This is a genomic window from Streptomyces sp. CoH27 (assembly GCF_020181035.1).
Lineage (GTDB): Bacteria > Actinomycetota > Actinomycetes > Streptomycetales > Streptomycetaceae > Streptomyces > Streptomyces camelliae.
In genome coordinates this window covers 134,698-150,549 of sequence record NZ_JAIQYY010000001.1, presented here as the reverse complement: position 1 = coordinate 150,549, position 15,852 = coordinate 134,698, and the positions used below count along the sequence as shown (strand labels likewise).

Sequence of the window (15,852 nt, the reverse complement as noted above, 5' to 3'; positions counted from 1 at the left end):
CGTAGCCATGGACGTCCATACACGGCCATTCCCTCCGAGGTAATGGCCCCGCGGCGTCACGATGCGCGGCCGGTGCGGCTACGGTGTGCCGACGGGCCGAGTTCGCCCCTACCCATCGAACGCCCAGCGCGGGAGGCAGCGTTGACCGGTATCGTTCCCGAGCCCATCCGCACGGGACGGCTGGAGCTGCTGCCCTTGTCCGTCGGACACGCCGAAGAGATGGCCGCGGCACTGTCCGACCCCGACCTGCATACATTCATCGGAGGGGCCCCGGACACCGCGCAATCGCTCCGCACCCGCTACGAACGCCTGGTCGCGGGCTCACCCGATCCCGCCGTCACCTGGTGCAACTGGGTGATCCGGCTCCGCGACTCGGCGTGCCTGACCGGCACGGTCCAGGCGACGGTCACCGTGGGTGCCCATGGACAGGTGGCGGAGATCGCCTGGGTCGTGGGAACTCCCTGGCAGCGGCGGGGATTTGCCACTGAAGCGGCCGGGGCCCTGGTCACATGGCTGACAGAACGAGGCGTGCGAACGGTCGTCGCCCACATCCACCCCGATCACCAGGCATCCGCCGCTGTCGCCACCGCCGTCGGCCTCGCCCCCACTGGTCAATGGCACGACGGAGAGAGAAGGTGGCTGCTGAACGTCCACTGAGGCTCGCGCCCTCGGACCCGCTGGAGCAGGACGCGCCGCCGAGGTAGCTGGTGCCTGCGCCGGACCGGTTCCTGCGGAGGGACCCGACCCTCGGGAGGCCCGGATCACCTGACTCAAGGCAAAGAACACCAAGCTCAGGGGACGGCTGACCCGATCATCGAGCTCACGGACTCCCGCACCCAGGCCCAGGCCCCGGCCCTGGCCCGGCTCGCCGCACAGCACGAGGAGACCGTCCGGCTCCGCGAGGCCGCCGCCGGAACAAGCCGAGTCAGCCGCCTCCCAGCACCGCGAACCACAGTGATCGGGACCTGCAGTTGAGGCGGGCGCGGGCGCCGGTCCCGTCAGCCGTTGTTACGGAAGACGAGCAGATAGCGCCAGAAGAGGAGCCTGCGGATGCTGCATCCAGGCAGCAGGACCGCGGCCTCCCGGCGGATCTGGATCAGGGGCATTGCCGACTGTCTCACTGGCGCTTTCACCTGCTCTCGACCGGTCGCAGCGGCGGCAGGGCGAAGCCTGTCCTTCAAAGCGACGGTCAGCCTGGCGACAGCGTTGACGGGCACGGCCGCCAGGCTCCAAGCCCAGTCGAGCAGGGTCTTCTCCGGATAGCAGCCCAAGATCACGAGGACGCCGCCGGGCGCGAGTGCGTCACGCAGTGCGGCGACGGTGTCGAACGGCATGTGATGGATGCTGGCGAGGCACGAGATGAAGTCGTAGTGATCCTTGGGCAGTTCGACTTCGGTGACGTTCGCGTGCTCGAAGCGTGGGCTCCGGTCACCCGCTATCCGCCCCGACAGCGCGCGGGCCTCCGTGATGGCCTCCTCCGACGGGTCGATCGCATCGACCTCTATGCCCAGGTGAGCGAGCCGACGAGCGAACCGGCCGGTCCCACAGCCGACGTCCAGGGCCGCACCGCAATTCTGCGGCATGTGGCGCAACAGCAGACGGTGATAGTGGTCGTTGTGATCAAGGGACATGCTCTGACCCTGCCACAGCGGACGCGCACAACCCGGCGGTTCCACCACCAAGACCCAGGCACTGAACTGCGTCACGCTGGCGGGATTGGACTACGACACGCGCCGTTGTCACCGTCGCGGACGTGGTTCCGACAGCGGGCCTGCTCCATGGCCACACGAAGTCAAGCGCACACGGCCTCTGCGGACACACGTCATTCGTGCGCCACCCACAACCACGAGCGCGGGGCGTCACCCACGCCTTACGCCTTACGCCTTGCGCCTTACGGCTCACTGCGACGCAGGCTGGATCATCGCGAACGGGGCGCCCTGCGGGTCGCTGACCACCGTCATCCGGCCGGCCGGCATGTCGAACGGCGGGACGAGGACCGTGCCGTTGCGCTTGACCAGGGCGTCCGTGGTGGAGTCCACGTCGTCGACCGCGAAGTAGGTCAGCCAGTGCGCCGGGGTGCCCGCCGGGTCGTTGGCGAGCAGCGTGACGCCGCCGACCGACCGGCCGGCGACACGCAGCACCCAGTACGAGTCCGCACCCTCCATCGGCTCGATCTCCACGCCGAACACCTGACCGTAGAAGGCGGTGGCGGCGGACACGTCGCTGGTGTGCAGTTCGTTCCAGGTCAGCGCACCAGGCTCGTTGACCACCTGTGCGCCGAAGAACTCACCGGGCTGCCAGACACCGAACACCGCGCCCTGCGGGTCGGCGGCGATCAGCATCCGGCCGAGCGTGCCGACGTCCATCACCGGAGCGAGCAGGGTGCCGCCCGCGGCGGTGATCGCGTCCTGGGTGGCCTGGGCGTCGGTGGTGGACAGGTAGCTGGTCCAGACGGTCGGCGGCTCCGGCGCTCCCTCGGGTGCCATCGTCGGGCCGATGCCGGCCACGGACTTGCCGCGGAGCTCACAGACCGCGTACCCGCCGAACTCGGGCGGGCCCGGCCGGCCCTGCCAGCCCAGCAGATCGCGGTAGAAGTCCAGCGCGGCGGGCTGGTCCTTCGCCATCAGATCGACCCAGCACGGGGTACCGGTCGCGTACGTGGTGGTGACTTCGGGCATCTCTCGCTCTTCCTGGTCAGGTCCCCCATCAGACACCCTCGTGCCACGGGCTGGAATCCGCCACCCGGCAGCCGGATCGGCCTACGCCTCGAAGGAGGGGACGCGGGCGGCGAGTTCCGCGGCGAAGTGCCGGGCCTGTGCTCCCCAGTCGTGGTCGATCGCACCGAAGTGCTGGAGGACGTCGAGCAGCTCGTGTGCCTCCGAGAGAGTGAGCAGGGGAAGGCGCGGCTCGCGTGGTTCGTGCAGACTGAATGCGGGATCGAGGATTTCTTCCATACCGGGCGTAACGGACATTGATCGCGCGGGTTACGGGAGCTGGTCAGGCAGGGGAGGGGGCTTTGCCGAACGAATGCCCTCCACGACGTCCGTCAGCCGAGGGGCAGCATGGTTCCGGCGCAGCCGGCACGCGATCGTGCCCGGCCTTCGTGGCCAAGGCGGCAGCAGCCGGCCCGGTGCCCATTGCGTTGAGCTGATGCGACGGGTCGCCGTCGGTGCCGGACACCTGGTGCATGCCACACGGCCCGACGAATTCCGCGCCGTGGTCGAGTCGTTGGCGATCTCCCAGCCCAGCAGCCCAGCAACTCCGAGCAGAAGCGCGTCGGCGCCCGTGGACCGGGCGCCTCCAGCGGAACGTCTCGGGGACTGCATTGCGGAGCCTGCCGGCCGGCGCGCCGCGGGGGAGTGACCGCGTCAGGTGCCTCACGGATAGCGCTCTCCATACCGTGAGGTAGGCGCCGTACCATGAACGGCATGAAGGAATCCGTGACGGAAGAAGCCGGCCTGCCGCCCGCACAGGGCGAGGGGGAGCACCTCTCCCTCGCCCTCGCCAACAGCGCCATCGCGCTGCCCGGTGGGCACATGGTCGATCTTCTCAGGACTCCTGCACTGGCGAACCACTGGCTGACCGAACGCGGGCTCGCCCCGGTCGACGCGGGCATGCGGGACATGTGCGCGACACAGCTGCGTGCGCTGCGCGAACAGATCAGGTCGCTGTTCGCGGCTCATGACGCGGGGCTCCCCGCACTCCCCGCCGCCGTCACGGCCGTCAACGACGCGATGACCCGCGTCCCCACGGCCCCGCTGCTGCGGTGGGACGACAAGACCGGCCCCTACCGCGCCACCCCCCACCCCACCACCGAGATCGTCGACCACGCCCTCGCGACCCTCGCCGCCGACGCCGCCGACCTGCTCACCGGACCCGACGCCGACCGCCTCACCGCCTGTGGTTCCGCCCCCTGCAACCGCTATCTACTCCGCCACGGCCGCCGCCACTGGTGCTCCACCCGCTGCGGCGACCGCGCCCGCGCCGCCCGCGCCTATGCCCGCCGTACCCGGACCACGACGGAATGACGGCTGCCCGGCGGACACGGGATCTCTGAGCGGGGGTGCCTCGGGGTCACTGCACAGGGTAGGTGAGGCCGCACAAGGCGCGAATGTCGTCCATCGCCCGCGGGTCGGGGGTGCGAGGGGTGGGGAGGGAGCCGGGGAAGGCGGGCGTCGGGTCGTCGGGGAAGACGGGCATCGGCGTTCAGACCTCCGGGACCGCGACGGGGACGGTTCTGCCGCCGTCCTTCATGGACCGGATGACGGCCTCGGCCACCGCGGTGGCGACCAGACCGTCGTGCGCGGTGGCCAGCGGGGAGGGGCCGCCCTGTGCGACGGCGTCCGTCCAGGCCTGGAGCTCCAGACGGTAGGCGTCGGCGAAACGCGGCCGCCAGTCGGCGGGGTGGGCCGTGGCACGGGTACGGTCCGCGTCGCGTACCAGGCGTGCCGGGTGGGCCAGGGCCACGGCGCCGTGCTCGGCGACGATCTCGCAGCGGACGTCGTAGGCGTAACCGGCGTTGAGGAACGTCTCGACGGTCGTCAGGGCGCCGTCGGCGGTGCGCAGCAGCATCACCTGCGGATCACGCAGACCGGTCACGGCCGAGGTGGCGCGGGGTGCGTGCCAGCTGACCTCGGTGACGGGGGAGTCCAGCAGCCAGGGCACGGTGTCGAACTCGTGGATGGCCGATCCGGTGACGCTGAACTCGTCGGTGCAGCCGGGCGCGGAGGTGACGCCCCGGCTGACACAGTGCAGCAGCAGCGGCGCACCGTACGTTCCCGAGGCGATGGCCGCCTTCAGGTCCCTGTAGGCGGGGTCGAATCGGCGTCGCCGGTCGGACGGGCGCCGACCGTGCCGACGGCGGCGGCTCGCTCCTCGTCCACGTCGGCGACACTCACGACCTCGGCGCCGGACACACAGCGGTGCAGTGTGTTCACATGGTCGGCGCCCATGACGCCCGCGCCGACGACCCCGATGCGTACGGTGCTCACGCCAGACTCACCCAAGTCCCCTGCTCGGCCGAGCGCCCCATCGCGTCCAGCGCCGTCGCACTGGCCACGGCGTCGCTCAGGGTGGCGCCCACCGGGGTGCCCTCCGTGATGGAGCGCAGGAAGCGGTACGCCTCGATCACCTTCAGATCGTCGTAGCCCATGCTGGTGGCCGCCCCCGGCTGGAACGCGGCGTATTCGCCCGCGCCCGGGCCGACGTACACCGTGCTCACCGGCTGGTCCTGGTACGTCGTGCCCCGGCTGACCGCCAGCTCGTTCATCCGCCGGAAGTCCCAGAAGACGGCGCCCTTGGTGCCGTGCACCTCGAAGCCGTAGTTGTTCTGCTCGCCGACCGAGACCCGGCACGCCTCCAGGACGCCCCGGGCGCCGGAGGCGAAGCGCAGCAGACAGTTGACGTAGTCCTCGTTCTCCACGGGGCCGAGCTCGCCGCCGGTGGCCAGGCTGTGCCCGGCGGTGGCGCCGGTCGGTCGGGCGCGCTCGGGGACGAAGACGGCGGTGTCGGCAGTGAGCGAGGTGATCTCGCCGAGCAGATGGCGGGCGAGGTCGACGCCGTGCGAGGCGAGGTCGCCCAGTACGCCGCTGCCGCCGCGCTCGCGCTCGTAGCGCCAGGTCAGAGCGCCCTGGGGGTGGGCGGCGTAGTCGCTGAAGAGGCGGATGCGGACGTGGGTGACCGTGCCGATCTCCCCGGCGGCGATCAGGTCGCGGGCCAGCTCGACGGCGGGTGCGTTGCGGTAGTTGAAGCCGACCGTGCCCTGGACGCCGGCCTTTGCCACCGCGTCGGCCACCGCCCGGGCATCCTCGGCCGTGAGGCCGACCGGCTTCTCGATCCAGATGTGCTTGCCCGCCTCGGCCATCGCGACGCCGATCTCGCGGTGCAGGAAGTTGGGAGCGGTGATGCTGACCGCCTGGACCCGGGGATCGGCGGCCACCTCGCGCCAGTCCCGGGTCGCGGTGGCGAAGCCGTAGAGCCCGGCCGCCTCCTCCGCCCGGCCGGGTACCTCGTCGGCGACGGCGACCAGGTCCGGCCGCAGGGACAGCTGGGGGAAGTGGTGGGGCAGGCGGGCGTACGCCTGGGTGTGCACCCGCCCCATCCAGCCGAATCCCACGACGGCGACGCCGAGAGTGTTCACCATGAGAGCCCTTCTTTGGACCGTTCCAGAGCTGGCCCGCCCACGATGGGCCTCGGTTCACCGGGAAGTCAAGGGTCTTTACAGGGGGAGGCGCGTTGTGGAACGGTCCAGTAGTGAGCTCTCCCACCATCCGTGACGTGGCCGAACGGGCCGGCGTGTCCAAGTCCCTGGTCTCGCTAGTGCTGCGCGGCTCGGAGGGCGTACGGCCCGAGAAGCGCGAGGCCGTCCTGGCGGCGGTCGAAGAGCTCGGCTACCGGCCCAACGCGGCCGCGCGCAGCCTGAGCGAGCGGCGCACCCGCACGGTGGGGGTGCTGCTCAACGACCTGCGCAATCCCTGGTTCGTGGAACTGCTCGACGGCCTGAACGCCCGGCTGTACGACAGCGGCCTGCACGTACTGCTGGCCGACGGCCACCTCAACCGGCGCCTCGGCGAGGACCTCACCCGCACCTTCACCGAGCTGCGCGTCGACGGCCTGATCGCCGTCGGCACGCTGCAGGACCCCCAGGCGTTGCGCACCGCGGCCGGTCATGTCCCCACGGTCGTCGCGGGCACCCGCGAACCGGTGCTGCCCGGCGTGGACATCGTCGCCAACGACGACGAGCACGGCGCCCGCCTGGCGACCGAGCACCTCATCGGCCTCGGTCACCGGCACATCGCCCACATCGCAGGCCAGGGCGCGGTCGGCGAGCTGCGCCGACGCAGCTTCGAGGCCACCATGCGCGCGCACGGCCTGGCGGACACGACGGTGGTGGAGCAGGGCGACCTCACCGAGGAGGGCGGATACCGGGCCGCCGTCCGGCTCCTGAACCGCCCGCGACGCCCGACCGCCGTCTTCGCGGTGAACGACATGACCTGCGTCGGCGCGCTCTCCGCCGCCGAGGAGAGCGGCCTGCGGGTCCCGCTGGACCTCTCCCTGGTCGGCTACGACAACACCTACCTCTCGCGCCTGCGCCATCTGTGGCTGACCACCGTGGACAACGCCAGCCATGACGTGGGCCGGCGCGCCGCGCAGCGGCTGCTCGACCGGATCGACGAACCGGACCGTCCGGCCGAGGTCGACCTCGCCACTCCCCGCCTGGACGTGCGCGGCACGACCGCCCCGCCGCGCGCCGAAGCCTGACGCGCCGGACAGCGGTCCGCGGCGGCCGGGAAATGATCAGCGGGCCGCGGGTCCGCGATCGTACGTTCACCGGATGACGGCTGGTGGGCGCATCCAGGAGATCTCCGTGGCGGGAAAGGAGGCGGGGCGCTACGGCATCACGGCCGGCCCCGACGAAGCCCTGTGGTTCGCCCTCAACCAGGCGAACGCGACCGGCCGCATCACCACCGACGGCGAGGCGTCGTGGTGCGTCGCGACCAGGGCAGGCCGGATCGGCAGGATCGCGACGGACGGCGGGATCACCGGGTTGCCGCTTCCCGACCCCACGGCCAGGCCCCATGCCGTCGTCGCGGCCGGCACCGGGGACTGCTGGTTCACCGAGTACGACCTGCCGTCACCCTCCTCCGAATCGCACGGCATCGCCCTGGGGCCCGACGGTCCCTCCGGGCGGCCCTGGAGACGGGAGGGGGCGCGCGGGTGCGCTCATGATTAATTGACGTGTCCTTGACCGCTTCCTCCAACTCGCCTCGCATGGTGCCGGGTTAGGCTCGCCCGGCGACGCGTGTCCCGGTGATCGCGGGACCGCACCTGTGCCAGCACCACCCAAGACGCACCGATGTCCGGGGAGTTGGGGGATTCGCCATGCGTACACGCACAAGAGCGTCCGTCGTCGCGGCCGCGGCCGCGTTGTTGCTCGTCGCCGCCGTGGACAGCTCCTCCGCGGCGGGCGGCGACCAGCCGGTCCAGCTGGTCTCGCCCCAAGACCCCTACGCGGCCTGCGACATCAGCGGCGACGGAACCGGCACCAACCACCTCTCGGCGGAGGACGAGCCGTACGTCACCACAAGCCCCCGCGATCCGCGCGACGCGGTCGGTATCTTCCAGCAGGACCGCTGGTCCAACGGCGGTGCCCGGGGCCTGACCGCCACGTACACCCAGGACGGGCGCCACTTCACCGAGACTCCGCTGCCGTTCTCGCACTGCGCGCCGGGCGGGCTCGACTACCAGCGTGCGTCCGACGGCTGGGTGAGCACCGGACCCGACGGCACCGTCTACGCCAGCGGCCTTGTGTTCGACGCCACCGACGCACGCAACGGCGTGGCCGCCTCGACGTCGTACAACGGCGGACGGACCTGGACGCACACGACCCCCCTGATCGACGACACACAGGCCGAGTTCACCGACGACAAGAACTCCGTCACCGCCGACCCCGTCCACCCCGGCGTCGCCTACCAGGTCTGGGACCGCATCGACGAGGACGACTCCGCCAAGGTCTACGACGGACCCGCCTATATCTCCGTCACGCGCGACGGCGGGCGGCACTGGTCCACGGCCCGCCCGTTCGTGGACACCTCCGTCGTCCCGCACTCGCAGACCATCGGCAACGTCATCGTCGCCGACCCGCGCACCGACACCCTCTACGACGTCTTCGACTGGCAGACGTACGACATCGACTACACGACCAGCACCTTCACGCCCACCGATCTGCATTTCGCCGTCGTCACGTCGACCGACCAGGGCCGCACCTGGAGCAAGCCGGTCACCATCGCCAAGGACACCGCCGCCGCCGAGGTCGATCCCAACGCCCCCGCCGACGCGACGAAGTCCCTGCGGGCGGGCGGCGACCTGCCGAGCGTCGCCATCGATCCGCACACCGGTGAGCTGTATGTCGCCTACGAGGGCTCGGACTTCAGCGGCGGAGCCTACAACTCCATAGAGTTGACGCACTCCACGGACGGCGGCCGGACCTGGTCCGCCCCGGAGCGGGTCAACCCGGTCGCCTCCGCGCCCGCCTTCACGCCCTCCATCAGCGTGGACGACCGCGGCACGGTCGCGATCACCTACTACGACCTGCGCTACCTCACCGCTGGGAACACCACCACCCTGCCGACGGCCGCCTGGCTGCTCACCCTCCCGCACGGCACCGGGAACCAGGCCGCCGAGCGCCGCATCTCCCGCGTCTTCGACTGGCTCCAGGCCCCGTACGCCGGCGGCCACTTCCTCGGCGACTACGAGGGGCTCGCCGCCGACGGCCCCTTCGCCGTACGGCCGTTGTTCGTCGAGACCAACGCCGACGCGCCGCAGGACGCCACGGACGCCTACAGCGGGCTGATCCCCACCGACACGCACTGCGGCCCCTTCGCGGCGGCCACCGCCACACCGCGCGCGGCGATCGTCCAGGCGGTCCACCCGCACCGGATCGTCCGGTGAGCCGCGGCCGCTGACTGCCGCCCCCTCCGCGGCGGCGTCAGGCGGCGGACGCCGCCGACGGGGAGGGGATCGGAGGCACCACGAACGCTACGGTGGTTTGCGCAGGTCACACTGTTCTTAAAGGAGATGACAACGGTCACCGGTGCAGCCTTTGGCGATTGTGCCGACCGTGCGTTTCACTGCCCCCAGAGACCCGACGCGATGGGGGAGACGTAAGACATGGGCGATCACGGCCACGACCACGGCCACGGGCACGCACACGGCGCCGGCGGTCACGCCGGCCACGCGCACGGCGTGTCGGCGGACGCCGACCGCCGCTGGCTGGCCATCGCGCTCACCCTGATCACGGTGTTCATGGCGGCCGAGGTCGCCGTCGGCATCATCGCGAGCTCCCTCGCCCTGATCTCCGACGCGGCGCACATGCTCACCGACGCGGCCTCGATCGTGCTCGCCCTCGTCGCCATGCGGCTGTCCGCGCGCCCTGCCCGGGGCGGCTTCACCTACGGACTCAAGCGAGCGGAGATCCTCTCGGCCCAGGCCAACGGCCTGACCCTGCTGCTGCTCGGGGCCTGGCTGGCGTACGAGGCGGTGCGCCGGCTCATCAGCCCGCCCGAGGTCGAGGGCGGTCTGATGCTGGCGACGGCGCTCGTCGGCATCGCCGTGAACCTGGCCGCCGCCTGGTGCCTCTCCAAGGCCAACCGCAGTTCCCTGAACGTCGAGGGCGCCTACCAGCACATCCTCAACGACCTGTTCGCGTTCATCGGCACCGCCGTCGCCGCACTGATCGTCGTGCTGACGGGTTTCGCCCGGGCCGACGCCATCGCCACGCTCGTCGTGGTCGCCCTGATGGTCAAGGCCGGTTACGGTCTGGTGCGCGATTCCGGGCGGATCTTCCTGGAAGCCGCCCCGGCAGGCTTCGACCCGGACGCGATCGGTGACGAACTCGCCGGGCAGCCCTCCGTCGTGGAGATCCACGACCTGCATGTGTGGACCATCACCTCCGGCGAACCCGCCCTGTCCGCCCACGTCCTGGTCGAACCCGGCGGGGACTGCCACGCCGTACGGCGCCACCTCCAGCACCTGCTGCGCGCCCGGCACGGCATCGGCCACGCCACTCTCCAGGTCGACCATCTCGGAGAGGACGTGGACGCGGCGGACCTCCTGCAGATCACCACACCGTCGGCCGAGCCGCCGGAGCACTGCGACGACGCCCACGGCCCCGTCCACCGGCCGGGCCCGCACGAACACTGAAGCCGGCGGCTTCGGCCGTCTGCTCAGGGGCTGACCCCGGGCGCCTCCGGCGCATCCTCAAGAGCCTTGGCGGGGGCGTCGGGGATACCGAGGCGCAGATGCTCGACGTGGTACAGCGCCTGGTCGAGCAGTTCGGCGACGTGGTGGTCGTAGAGGGCGTAGACGACGGACCGGCCCTTGCGGGTGCCGGTGACCAGGCCGAGGTTGCGCAGCAGGCGGAGCTGGTGGGAACAGGCGGACTGCTCCATGCCGACCTCGGCGGCGAGCTCGGTGGCGGGCAGCGGCCCTTCGCGCAGCCGGGCGAGGATCAGCAGCCGTGAGGGGGTGGCCAGCGCCTGGAGCGTGGTGGCCACCTTCGCGGCGCTGTCGGCGTCCAGGCGAGTGCGCGGGACGGTACTGGCGGGGGTGGCTGCTCCATGACCCATGCCGGTCATGCTACCGACAGGAACACATGAAGGCTTCTTCATGTGTTCCTGTATGGTGGGAGCGTCGGACCGAATCGAATCCCGCGTGCCTGAGGAATCCGCCGTATGTCATCCACCCTCGCCCGGCCGGTCCCCGCCGGTGCTGTCCGAGACGCGGTGGCGCCCAAGCGCCGCACGCGGATCTTCGCCCTGCCGGAGGCCCGGTGGGCCGCCACAGCCCTGGCGCTGTTCCTGCTCGCACTGCCGCTCCAGCTGACAGGGGCGCCGGCCTGGACGTGGGGCCCCCTGTACGCGCTCACCTACGTCACCGGCGGCTGGGAGCCCGGCTGGGCCGGACTGCAGGCGCTGCGGGAGAAGACCCTGGACGTGGACCTGCTCATGGTCGTCGCCGCCCTCGGTGCGGCCGCGATCGGGCAGGTGCTGGACGGCGCGCTGCTGATCGTCATCTTCGCCACCTCCGGCGCCCTGGAGGCCATCGCCACGGCCCGCACCGCCGACTCCGTGCGCGGCCTGCTCGACCTGGCCCCGGCCACCGCCACCCGGCTGGCCGACGACGGCACCGAGCAGACCGTCCCCACCGGGCACCTGAGCGTGGGCGACGTGATTCTCGTACGGCCCGGGGAGCGGGTCGGCGCCGACGGCCAGGTGCTGGACGGCTGGAGCGAGGTCGACCAGGCCACTATCACCGGCGAGCCGCTGCCGGTGCCGAAGGAGGCCGGGGACGAGGTGTTCGCCGGCACCCTGAACGGCACCGGCGCGCTGCGGGTGAAGGTCGAGCGCGACCCGTCGGACTCGGTGATCGCCCGGATCGTGGCCATGGTCGAGGAGGCCTCCGAGACCAAGGCGCCGATCCAGCTGTTCATCGAGAAGGTCGAGCAGCGGTACTCGATCGGGATGGTGGCCGCCACCGTCGCGCTGTTCACGCTTCCCCTGCTCTTCGGCGCGGCGTTGCAGCCGACGCTGCTGCGGGCCATGACCTTCATGATCGTGGCCTCGCCGTGCGCGGTGGTGCTCGCCACCATGCCGCCGCTGCTGTCCGCGATCGCCAACGCGGGCCGGCACGGCGTGCTCGTGAAGTCGGCCGTGGTGATGGAACGCCTGGGACAGGTCGACGCGGTGGCGCTGGACAAGACCGGCACACTCACCGAGGGCACCCCGCGGGTGACGGACATCAGCCCGTCGGCCGGCTCCGGCCTGGGCGAGGAGGAACTGCTGGGGCTCGCGGCGGCGGCCGAGCACCCCAGCGAGCACCCGCTGGCCCGCGCCGTCGTGGACGCTGCCCGTGCCCGCGGCCTCACCATCCCCTCGGCCGAGGACTTCGACTCCGCCCCCGGTACGGGCGTGCGCGCCACGGTCCGCGGCAGGACGGTCGCGGTCGGCAGCCCCGCCCGGCTCCTCGGTGGCCGGGCCCACCCGGCCGCCGAGGAGGCCGCACACCTGGAGACCGAGGGCCGTACGGCCGTCCTGGTCACCCTCGACGGCACCCCGGTCGGCGTGCTCGGCATCGCCGACCGGCTGCGCGAGGACGCCGCCGGCACCGTCACCGCGCTGACCGCTCTCACCGGCACCGCGCCGGTGCTGGTCACCGGGGACAACCCGCGCGCCGCGGCCCGCCTGGCGGAAGAGGTCGGCATCACCGAGGTCCGTGCCGGTCTTCTGCCCCAGGACAAGGTCACCGCCGTACGGGAGCTGGAGCAGGCCGGGCGGCGGGTCCTCGTGGTCGGCGACGGCGTCAACGATGCCCCCGCACTCGCCGCCGCGCACACTGGCATCGCCATGGGCCGGGCGGGCTCCGATCTCGCCCTGGAGACCGCCGACGCCATCATCGTCCGCGACGAACTCGCCACCGTCCCCGCCGTCGTCGCGCTGTCCCGCCGCGCCCGGCACCTGGTGGTGCAGAACCTCGTCATCGCGGCGGTGTTCATCACCGGCCTGGTCGTCTGGGACCTGGCCGGCACGCTGCCGCTGCCGCTCGGCGTCGCCGGCCACGAGGGGTCCACCGTCATCGTCGGCCTCAACGGCCTGCGCCTGCTGGCGGACGGCGCCTGGCGCCGTGCTCGCTCGGGGTACGGCCGGTGAGCCGCCGTACCCGCGGGACCGCTTCCGCCGCGGGCGCGGAGGCGGCCCGCTGCACGGTCACCGTCTGCCGTGGCTGCTGCTGCGGCACTCCGAAGGTGCCCGGTGTGGACCATGCCGGGCAACTCACCGATCTGCGGGCCTCGCTGGCGCAGGTGGCCACCGTGCGGCCCGTCACCTGCCTGGACACCTGCGAGCACGCCAACGTCATCGTCGTCCAGCCGTCCGCCGAGGGCCGCAGGGCAGGCGGGCGCCCGGTCTGGCTCGGCCTGGTCAACGACCCCGACGCCACACGTGACATCACCGCCTGGGTCCGGTCCGGCGGCCCTGGCCTCGCCGATCCGCCCGACATCCTCGACCTGTACACCTTCACCCCGTCCCGCCGTATCCGCCGGACGATCGGCGACTGACGACCCGCGGCGGGAAGGTCTCAGGGACACAGGGCCGTCACGGGATCCGGGAGCCGCGGAAGGTCACCGGCTTGCGCACGGTGAAGCCGAGCCGTTCGTAGCGGGCGACGGCGGTCGTGTTGGCCTCGGCCACGTGCAGGAAGGCATGCTCGCCCCGGGACTCGATGCGCGCGATCAGCGCGCGCGAGCCGGGCGGCGTGGCCCTGGCCGCGTGCCTCGCGCGCGGTGCGGACAGCGCTGATCTCGGTCCAGCCGGGCGGCCGGAGCCGCCCCCAGCCTTCGGCCGGGGGACCCGTGGTGCTCCGGCCGACTAAGCACGGATCCACGCCGACCACGTCGTAGCGTGCGCCTGCCCTCTTCATCGCCGCGCGCACCCACGGTGGATCACCGATGGTCTGCCCGCCGGGCCCGCCGTTGTTCAGCAGTGCGCCGACCCGGTGGGCGGTGTCGGTGGCCCGGATCCGGGAGAACGCGACGGTGATCGTACGGCCGTCGGGGTGTGCGTGGTCCAACGGCACGGTGAGGCCGGCACATCGAGCGCGGCCCGCTCCAGTTCCTTGCCGGTGGTGTCGTCGGGGCCGAGCCGGCAGCTCTTCCAGGTGAGGGCTGGTGGTAGCGGGCGAGGGGGACGGTGGCCGTCGGGGCCGCGGTGGCGGCGGTGGCCGGGGTGCGTGTGCCCGCGAGACACAGGGCGGCCGCCGCTCCGATCCGAGCCGCCGGCCGGCGCGAGCGGCCGGTGCGCGGAGTGTCGCGCGTGGGTGAGGCGGAGCGGCGTAACGCGTCGTGTGTGCCGCACGGGCGGGGCATATGGGGCGATGCCCGCGCGGCGGACACGGGCGCGGCGACCAGCACGACGGCCGTCGCCACGGCCGCGAGGGCGGTACGTCCGCGGAACACGGAGTTCAGAAAGGGGATGGCCATGGAACAGCACGCCAGGCACCGTCCGGGCCCCGATCACTCCGGCCGGCAGGCGACTCGATGCTGGGGACGGCACCAGTGCGCCGGGGGCAGAAGCCCCCGGTACACCCCCTGCCGCATGGGGGTACGGCGCGCGTGGTGCCTGGTCCACGCCGTGCCGTCGCGTACGGTGAAGACGGCACGATTGGACAGCGACGGCACCGGTGCGAGCTCGACGGAATTGACTCTGCTGAGAAGATCTCTGGCGCGGGGCGCGGCTTCGACGGCCGCGTCGGTGATGTTCTGCGTCGCGGCCGTCCTCTACAACGACTGGCTGCTGCAGTTCGTCGTGACCACCGGCCTGCCGCAGGCCAGCTCCTACGTCAGCGAGACCTTCGCCGTCGATCAGCCGCACCGGCTGCTGTTCGGCACCGTCGAGCTGGCCTGTGCCGCGCTGCTGATCGTCGGTGCGGCGCTGGCCGCGAGCTCCGCACCGTGGGGCCTGGCCCTGGCAGGCTGGGGCGCCGTGGCGGCATTCGGCGCATGCTCCGTCCTGGACGTGCTGCTGCCGATGGGATGCGCGCCATCGGTGGAGCGTGGCTGCCCGCCCGACAACATCCAGCACACCGCCACCAGTGGCCTGGTGGAGTTCACGCTGTTCGCGTCCATGGCCCTGTTCGGCCTTGCGGCGCGCCGCCCTGGCCACGATCGCTCGGGGTCGGTCGCCGGCCGCTGGGCACCGTATCTGATGCCGGTGTCGATGGCATCGGCGATCGCCACCGTCGGCCCCTATCTGGGCCACCCCGGCGGTCAGGGCATCGCGCAGCGCATTCATCTCGTCAGCGTCGCCGTATGGTTCCTCCTTCTCGCCGCCGAGGCCCGCCGCACCGGCCCACTGCCGCGGCAGCCGGAGCTGGAGACCGGTGATGACCGCTGGTACGACGGGGTCCCGGGCGGAAAGTAGCCGTCCTCGGTGGGGGTCGGGTCAGCAGGGGGAGTCGGTCTGGGTGAGCAGACCGAGCCGCCAGGGCAGGTTGTTGTGGTCACCGGTCGCACTCGGATCCATGCCCTGGTACAGGTACTGCAGGTGGCAGGCCGGGATGGTCAGGGTCTGGTCGTACCCGGGCCGGATCATCTCGCCGTGGCTGATGTCCTTGCTCCAGGCGCCCGAGGGGGACTGCCCGAGGTTCAGGACCGGGAGCTCGCGGGCGGCCCGGAGGTGCCGGAGTAGCGCCCGGACCGGGCGGCTTGAGCACCGAGGGTGCTCGCTCTGACCGGCGTGGGCTGTGCGCCGGCCGGTCCGTCGGGGATGCTCGTGCCCGCGGACGGGTGAGTGGCCGGAG

General features: G+C 72.0%; 16 protein-coding genes and 4 pseudogenes. 9 read left to right on the top strand and 11 right to left on the bottom strand.

Annotation, left to right across the window (positions count from 1 at the left end):
• Positions 1-141 precede the first annotated feature (141 nt).
• Positions 142-657, top strand: a complete 516-nt coding sequence (locus LE548_RS00705) for a GNAT family N-acetyltransferase (protein WP_225094593.1) — start codon at positions 142-144, stop codon at positions 655-657.
• Between the two features lie 341 nt (positions 658-998).
• On the opposite strand, the gene LE548_RS00700 is transcribed toward LE548_RS00705, so the two are convergent.
• From LE548_RS00700 to LE548_RS00690, 3 genes are all read right to left on the bottom strand, one after another.
• Complete coding sequence (locus LE548_RS00700) at positions 999-1,631, bottom strand: bifunctional 2-polyprenyl-6-hydroxyphenol methylase/3-demethylubiquinol 3-O-methyltransferase UbiG (RefSeq protein WP_225094592.1); 633 nt, start codon at positions 1,629-1,631, stop codon at positions 999-1,001.
• Positions 1,632-1,898: 267 nt separating this feature from the next.
• Positions 1,899-2,678 (bottom strand): VOC family protein, encoded by a 780-nt coding sequence (locus tag LE548_RS00695; protein ID WP_225094591.1) that lies wholly within the window; start codon positions 2,676-2,678, stop codon positions 1,899-1,901.
• Between the two features lie 81 nt (positions 2,679-2,759).
• Positions 2,760-2,954 (bottom strand): hypothetical protein, encoded by a 195-nt coding sequence (locus tag LE548_RS00690; RefSeq protein WP_225094590.1) that lies wholly within the window; start codon positions 2,952-2,954, stop codon positions 2,760-2,762.
• Positions 2,955-3,428: 474 nt separating this feature from the next.
• Between LE548_RS00690 and LE548_RS00685 the strand changes: the two genes are divergently transcribed.
• Positions 3,429-4,028 (top strand): ABATE domain-containing protein, encoded by a 600-nt coding sequence (locus LE548_RS00685; protein WP_225094589.1) that lies wholly within the window; start codon positions 3,429-3,431, stop codon positions 4,026-4,028.
• A gap of 46 nt (positions 4,029-4,074) precedes the next feature.
• On the opposite strand, the gene LE548_RS45290 is transcribed toward LE548_RS00685, so the two are convergent.
• From LE548_RS45290 to LE548_RS00670, 4 genes are read right to left on the bottom strand one after another with little or no spacing between them, the layout of a single operon-like run.
• The gene (locus tag LE548_RS45290; RefSeq protein WP_263635551.1) at positions 4,075-4,200 is read right to left on the bottom strand and encodes a hypothetical protein; all 126 of its coding nucleotides are present in this window, start codon (positions 4,198-4,200) and stop codon (positions 4,075-4,077) included.
• Between the two features lie 6 nt (positions 4,201-4,206).
• On the bottom strand, positions 4,207-4,755 hold the full coding sequence (locus LE548_RS00680; RefSeq protein ID WP_374116011.1) for a Gfo/Idh/MocA family oxidoreductase: 549 nt from the start codon (positions 4,753-4,755) through the stop codon (positions 4,207-4,209).
• Positions 4,756-4,796: 41 nt separating this feature from the next.
• The gene (locus tag LE548_RS00675; protein WP_225094588.1) at positions 4,797-4,991 is read right to left on the bottom strand and encodes a Gfo/Idh/MocA family oxidoreductase; all 195 of its coding nucleotides are present in this window, start codon (positions 4,989-4,991) and stop codon (positions 4,797-4,799) included.
• A complete protein-coding gene (locus tag LE548_RS00670) occupies positions 4,988-6,142 on the bottom strand; it encodes a Gfo/Idh/MocA family protein (protein WP_225094587.1) in 1,155 nt (384 codons plus the stop codon). The genes LE548_RS00675 and LE548_RS00670 overlap by 4 nt, the downstream gene beginning before the upstream one ends.
• Positions 6,143-6,252: 110 nt before the next feature.
• Between LE548_RS00670 and LE548_RS00665 the strand changes: the two genes are divergently transcribed.
• From LE548_RS00665 to LE548_RS00650, 4 genes and pseudogenes are all read left to right on the top strand, one after another.
• Positions 6,253-7,260, top strand: a complete 1,008-nt coding sequence (locus LE548_RS00665) for a LacI family DNA-binding transcriptional regulator (protein WP_225094586.1) — start codon at positions 6,253-6,255, stop codon at positions 7,258-7,260.
• 64 nt (positions 7,261-7,324) lie between these two features.
• Positions 7,325-7,728 (top strand): annotated as a pseudogene (locus tag LE548_RS00660) (virginiamycin B lyase); the annotation flags it as partial.
• 153 nt (positions 7,729-7,881) lie between these two features.
• Positions 7,882-9,450, top strand: a complete 1,569-nt coding sequence (locus LE548_RS00655; RefSeq protein ID WP_225094585.1) for a sialidase family protein — start codon at positions 7,882-7,884, stop codon at positions 9,448-9,450.
• Positions 9,451-9,669: 219 nt separating this feature from the next.
• Positions 9,670-10,701 (top strand): cation diffusion facilitator family transporter, encoded by a 1,032-nt coding sequence (locus tag LE548_RS00650; protein WP_225094584.1) that lies wholly within the window; start codon positions 9,670-9,672, stop codon positions 10,699-10,701.
• Between the two features lie 23 nt (positions 10,702-10,724).
• Here the strand turns inward: LE548_RS00650 and LE548_RS00645 are convergent, their stop codons facing one another.
• Positions 10,725-11,126, bottom strand: coding sequence for a metalloregulator ArsR/SmtB family transcription factor (locus LE548_RS00645; protein WP_225094583.1), 402 nt, complete (start codon positions 11,124-11,126; stop codon positions 10,725-10,727).
• Between the two features lie 105 nt (positions 11,127-11,231).
• Between LE548_RS00645 and LE548_RS00640 the strand changes: the two genes are divergently transcribed.
• Positions 11,232-13,205 carry a heavy metal translocating P-type ATPase gene (locus LE548_RS00640; RefSeq protein WP_225094582.1) on the top strand — a complete coding sequence of 658 codons (1,974 nt, stop codon included), beginning with the start codon at positions 11,232-11,234 and terminating at the stop codon, positions 13,203-13,205.
• On the top strand, positions 13,202-13,612 hold the full coding sequence (locus tag LE548_RS00635; RefSeq protein WP_225094581.1) for a (2Fe-2S) ferredoxin domain-containing protein: 411 nt from the start codon (positions 13,202-13,204) through the stop codon (positions 13,610-13,612). Before LE548_RS00640 ends, LE548_RS00635 begins: the two co-directional genes overlap by 4 nt.
• Before the next feature lie 37 nt (positions 13,613-13,649).
• Here LE548_RS00635 and LE548_RS00630 read toward each other — a convergent pair.
• Both LE548_RS00630 and LE548_RS00625 read right to left on the bottom strand, forming a co-directional pair.
• Positions 13,650-13,881, bottom strand: a pseudogene (locus LE548_RS00630) (GNAT family N-acetyltransferase); the annotation flags it as partial.
• Between the two features lie 27 nt (positions 13,882-13,908).
• Positions 13,909-14,419 (bottom strand): annotated as a pseudogene (locus LE548_RS00625) (alpha/beta hydrolase); the annotation flags it as partial.
• A gap of 229 nt (positions 14,420-14,648) precedes the next feature.
• Between LE548_RS00625 and LE548_RS00620 the strand changes: the two are divergent.
• Positions 14,649-15,473: a DUF998 domain-containing protein gene (locus LE548_RS00620; protein ID WP_225094580.1), complete on the top strand. Its 825-nt coding sequence runs from the start codon at positions 14,649-14,651 to the stop codon at positions 15,471-15,473.
• A gap of 21 nt (positions 15,474-15,494) precedes the next feature.
• Here LE548_RS00620 and LE548_RS00615 read toward each other — a convergent pair.
• Positions 15,495-15,683 (bottom strand): annotated as a pseudogene (locus tag LE548_RS00615) (hypothetical protein); the annotation flags it as partial.
• Between the last annotated feature and the right edge of the window lie 169 nt (positions 15,684-15,852).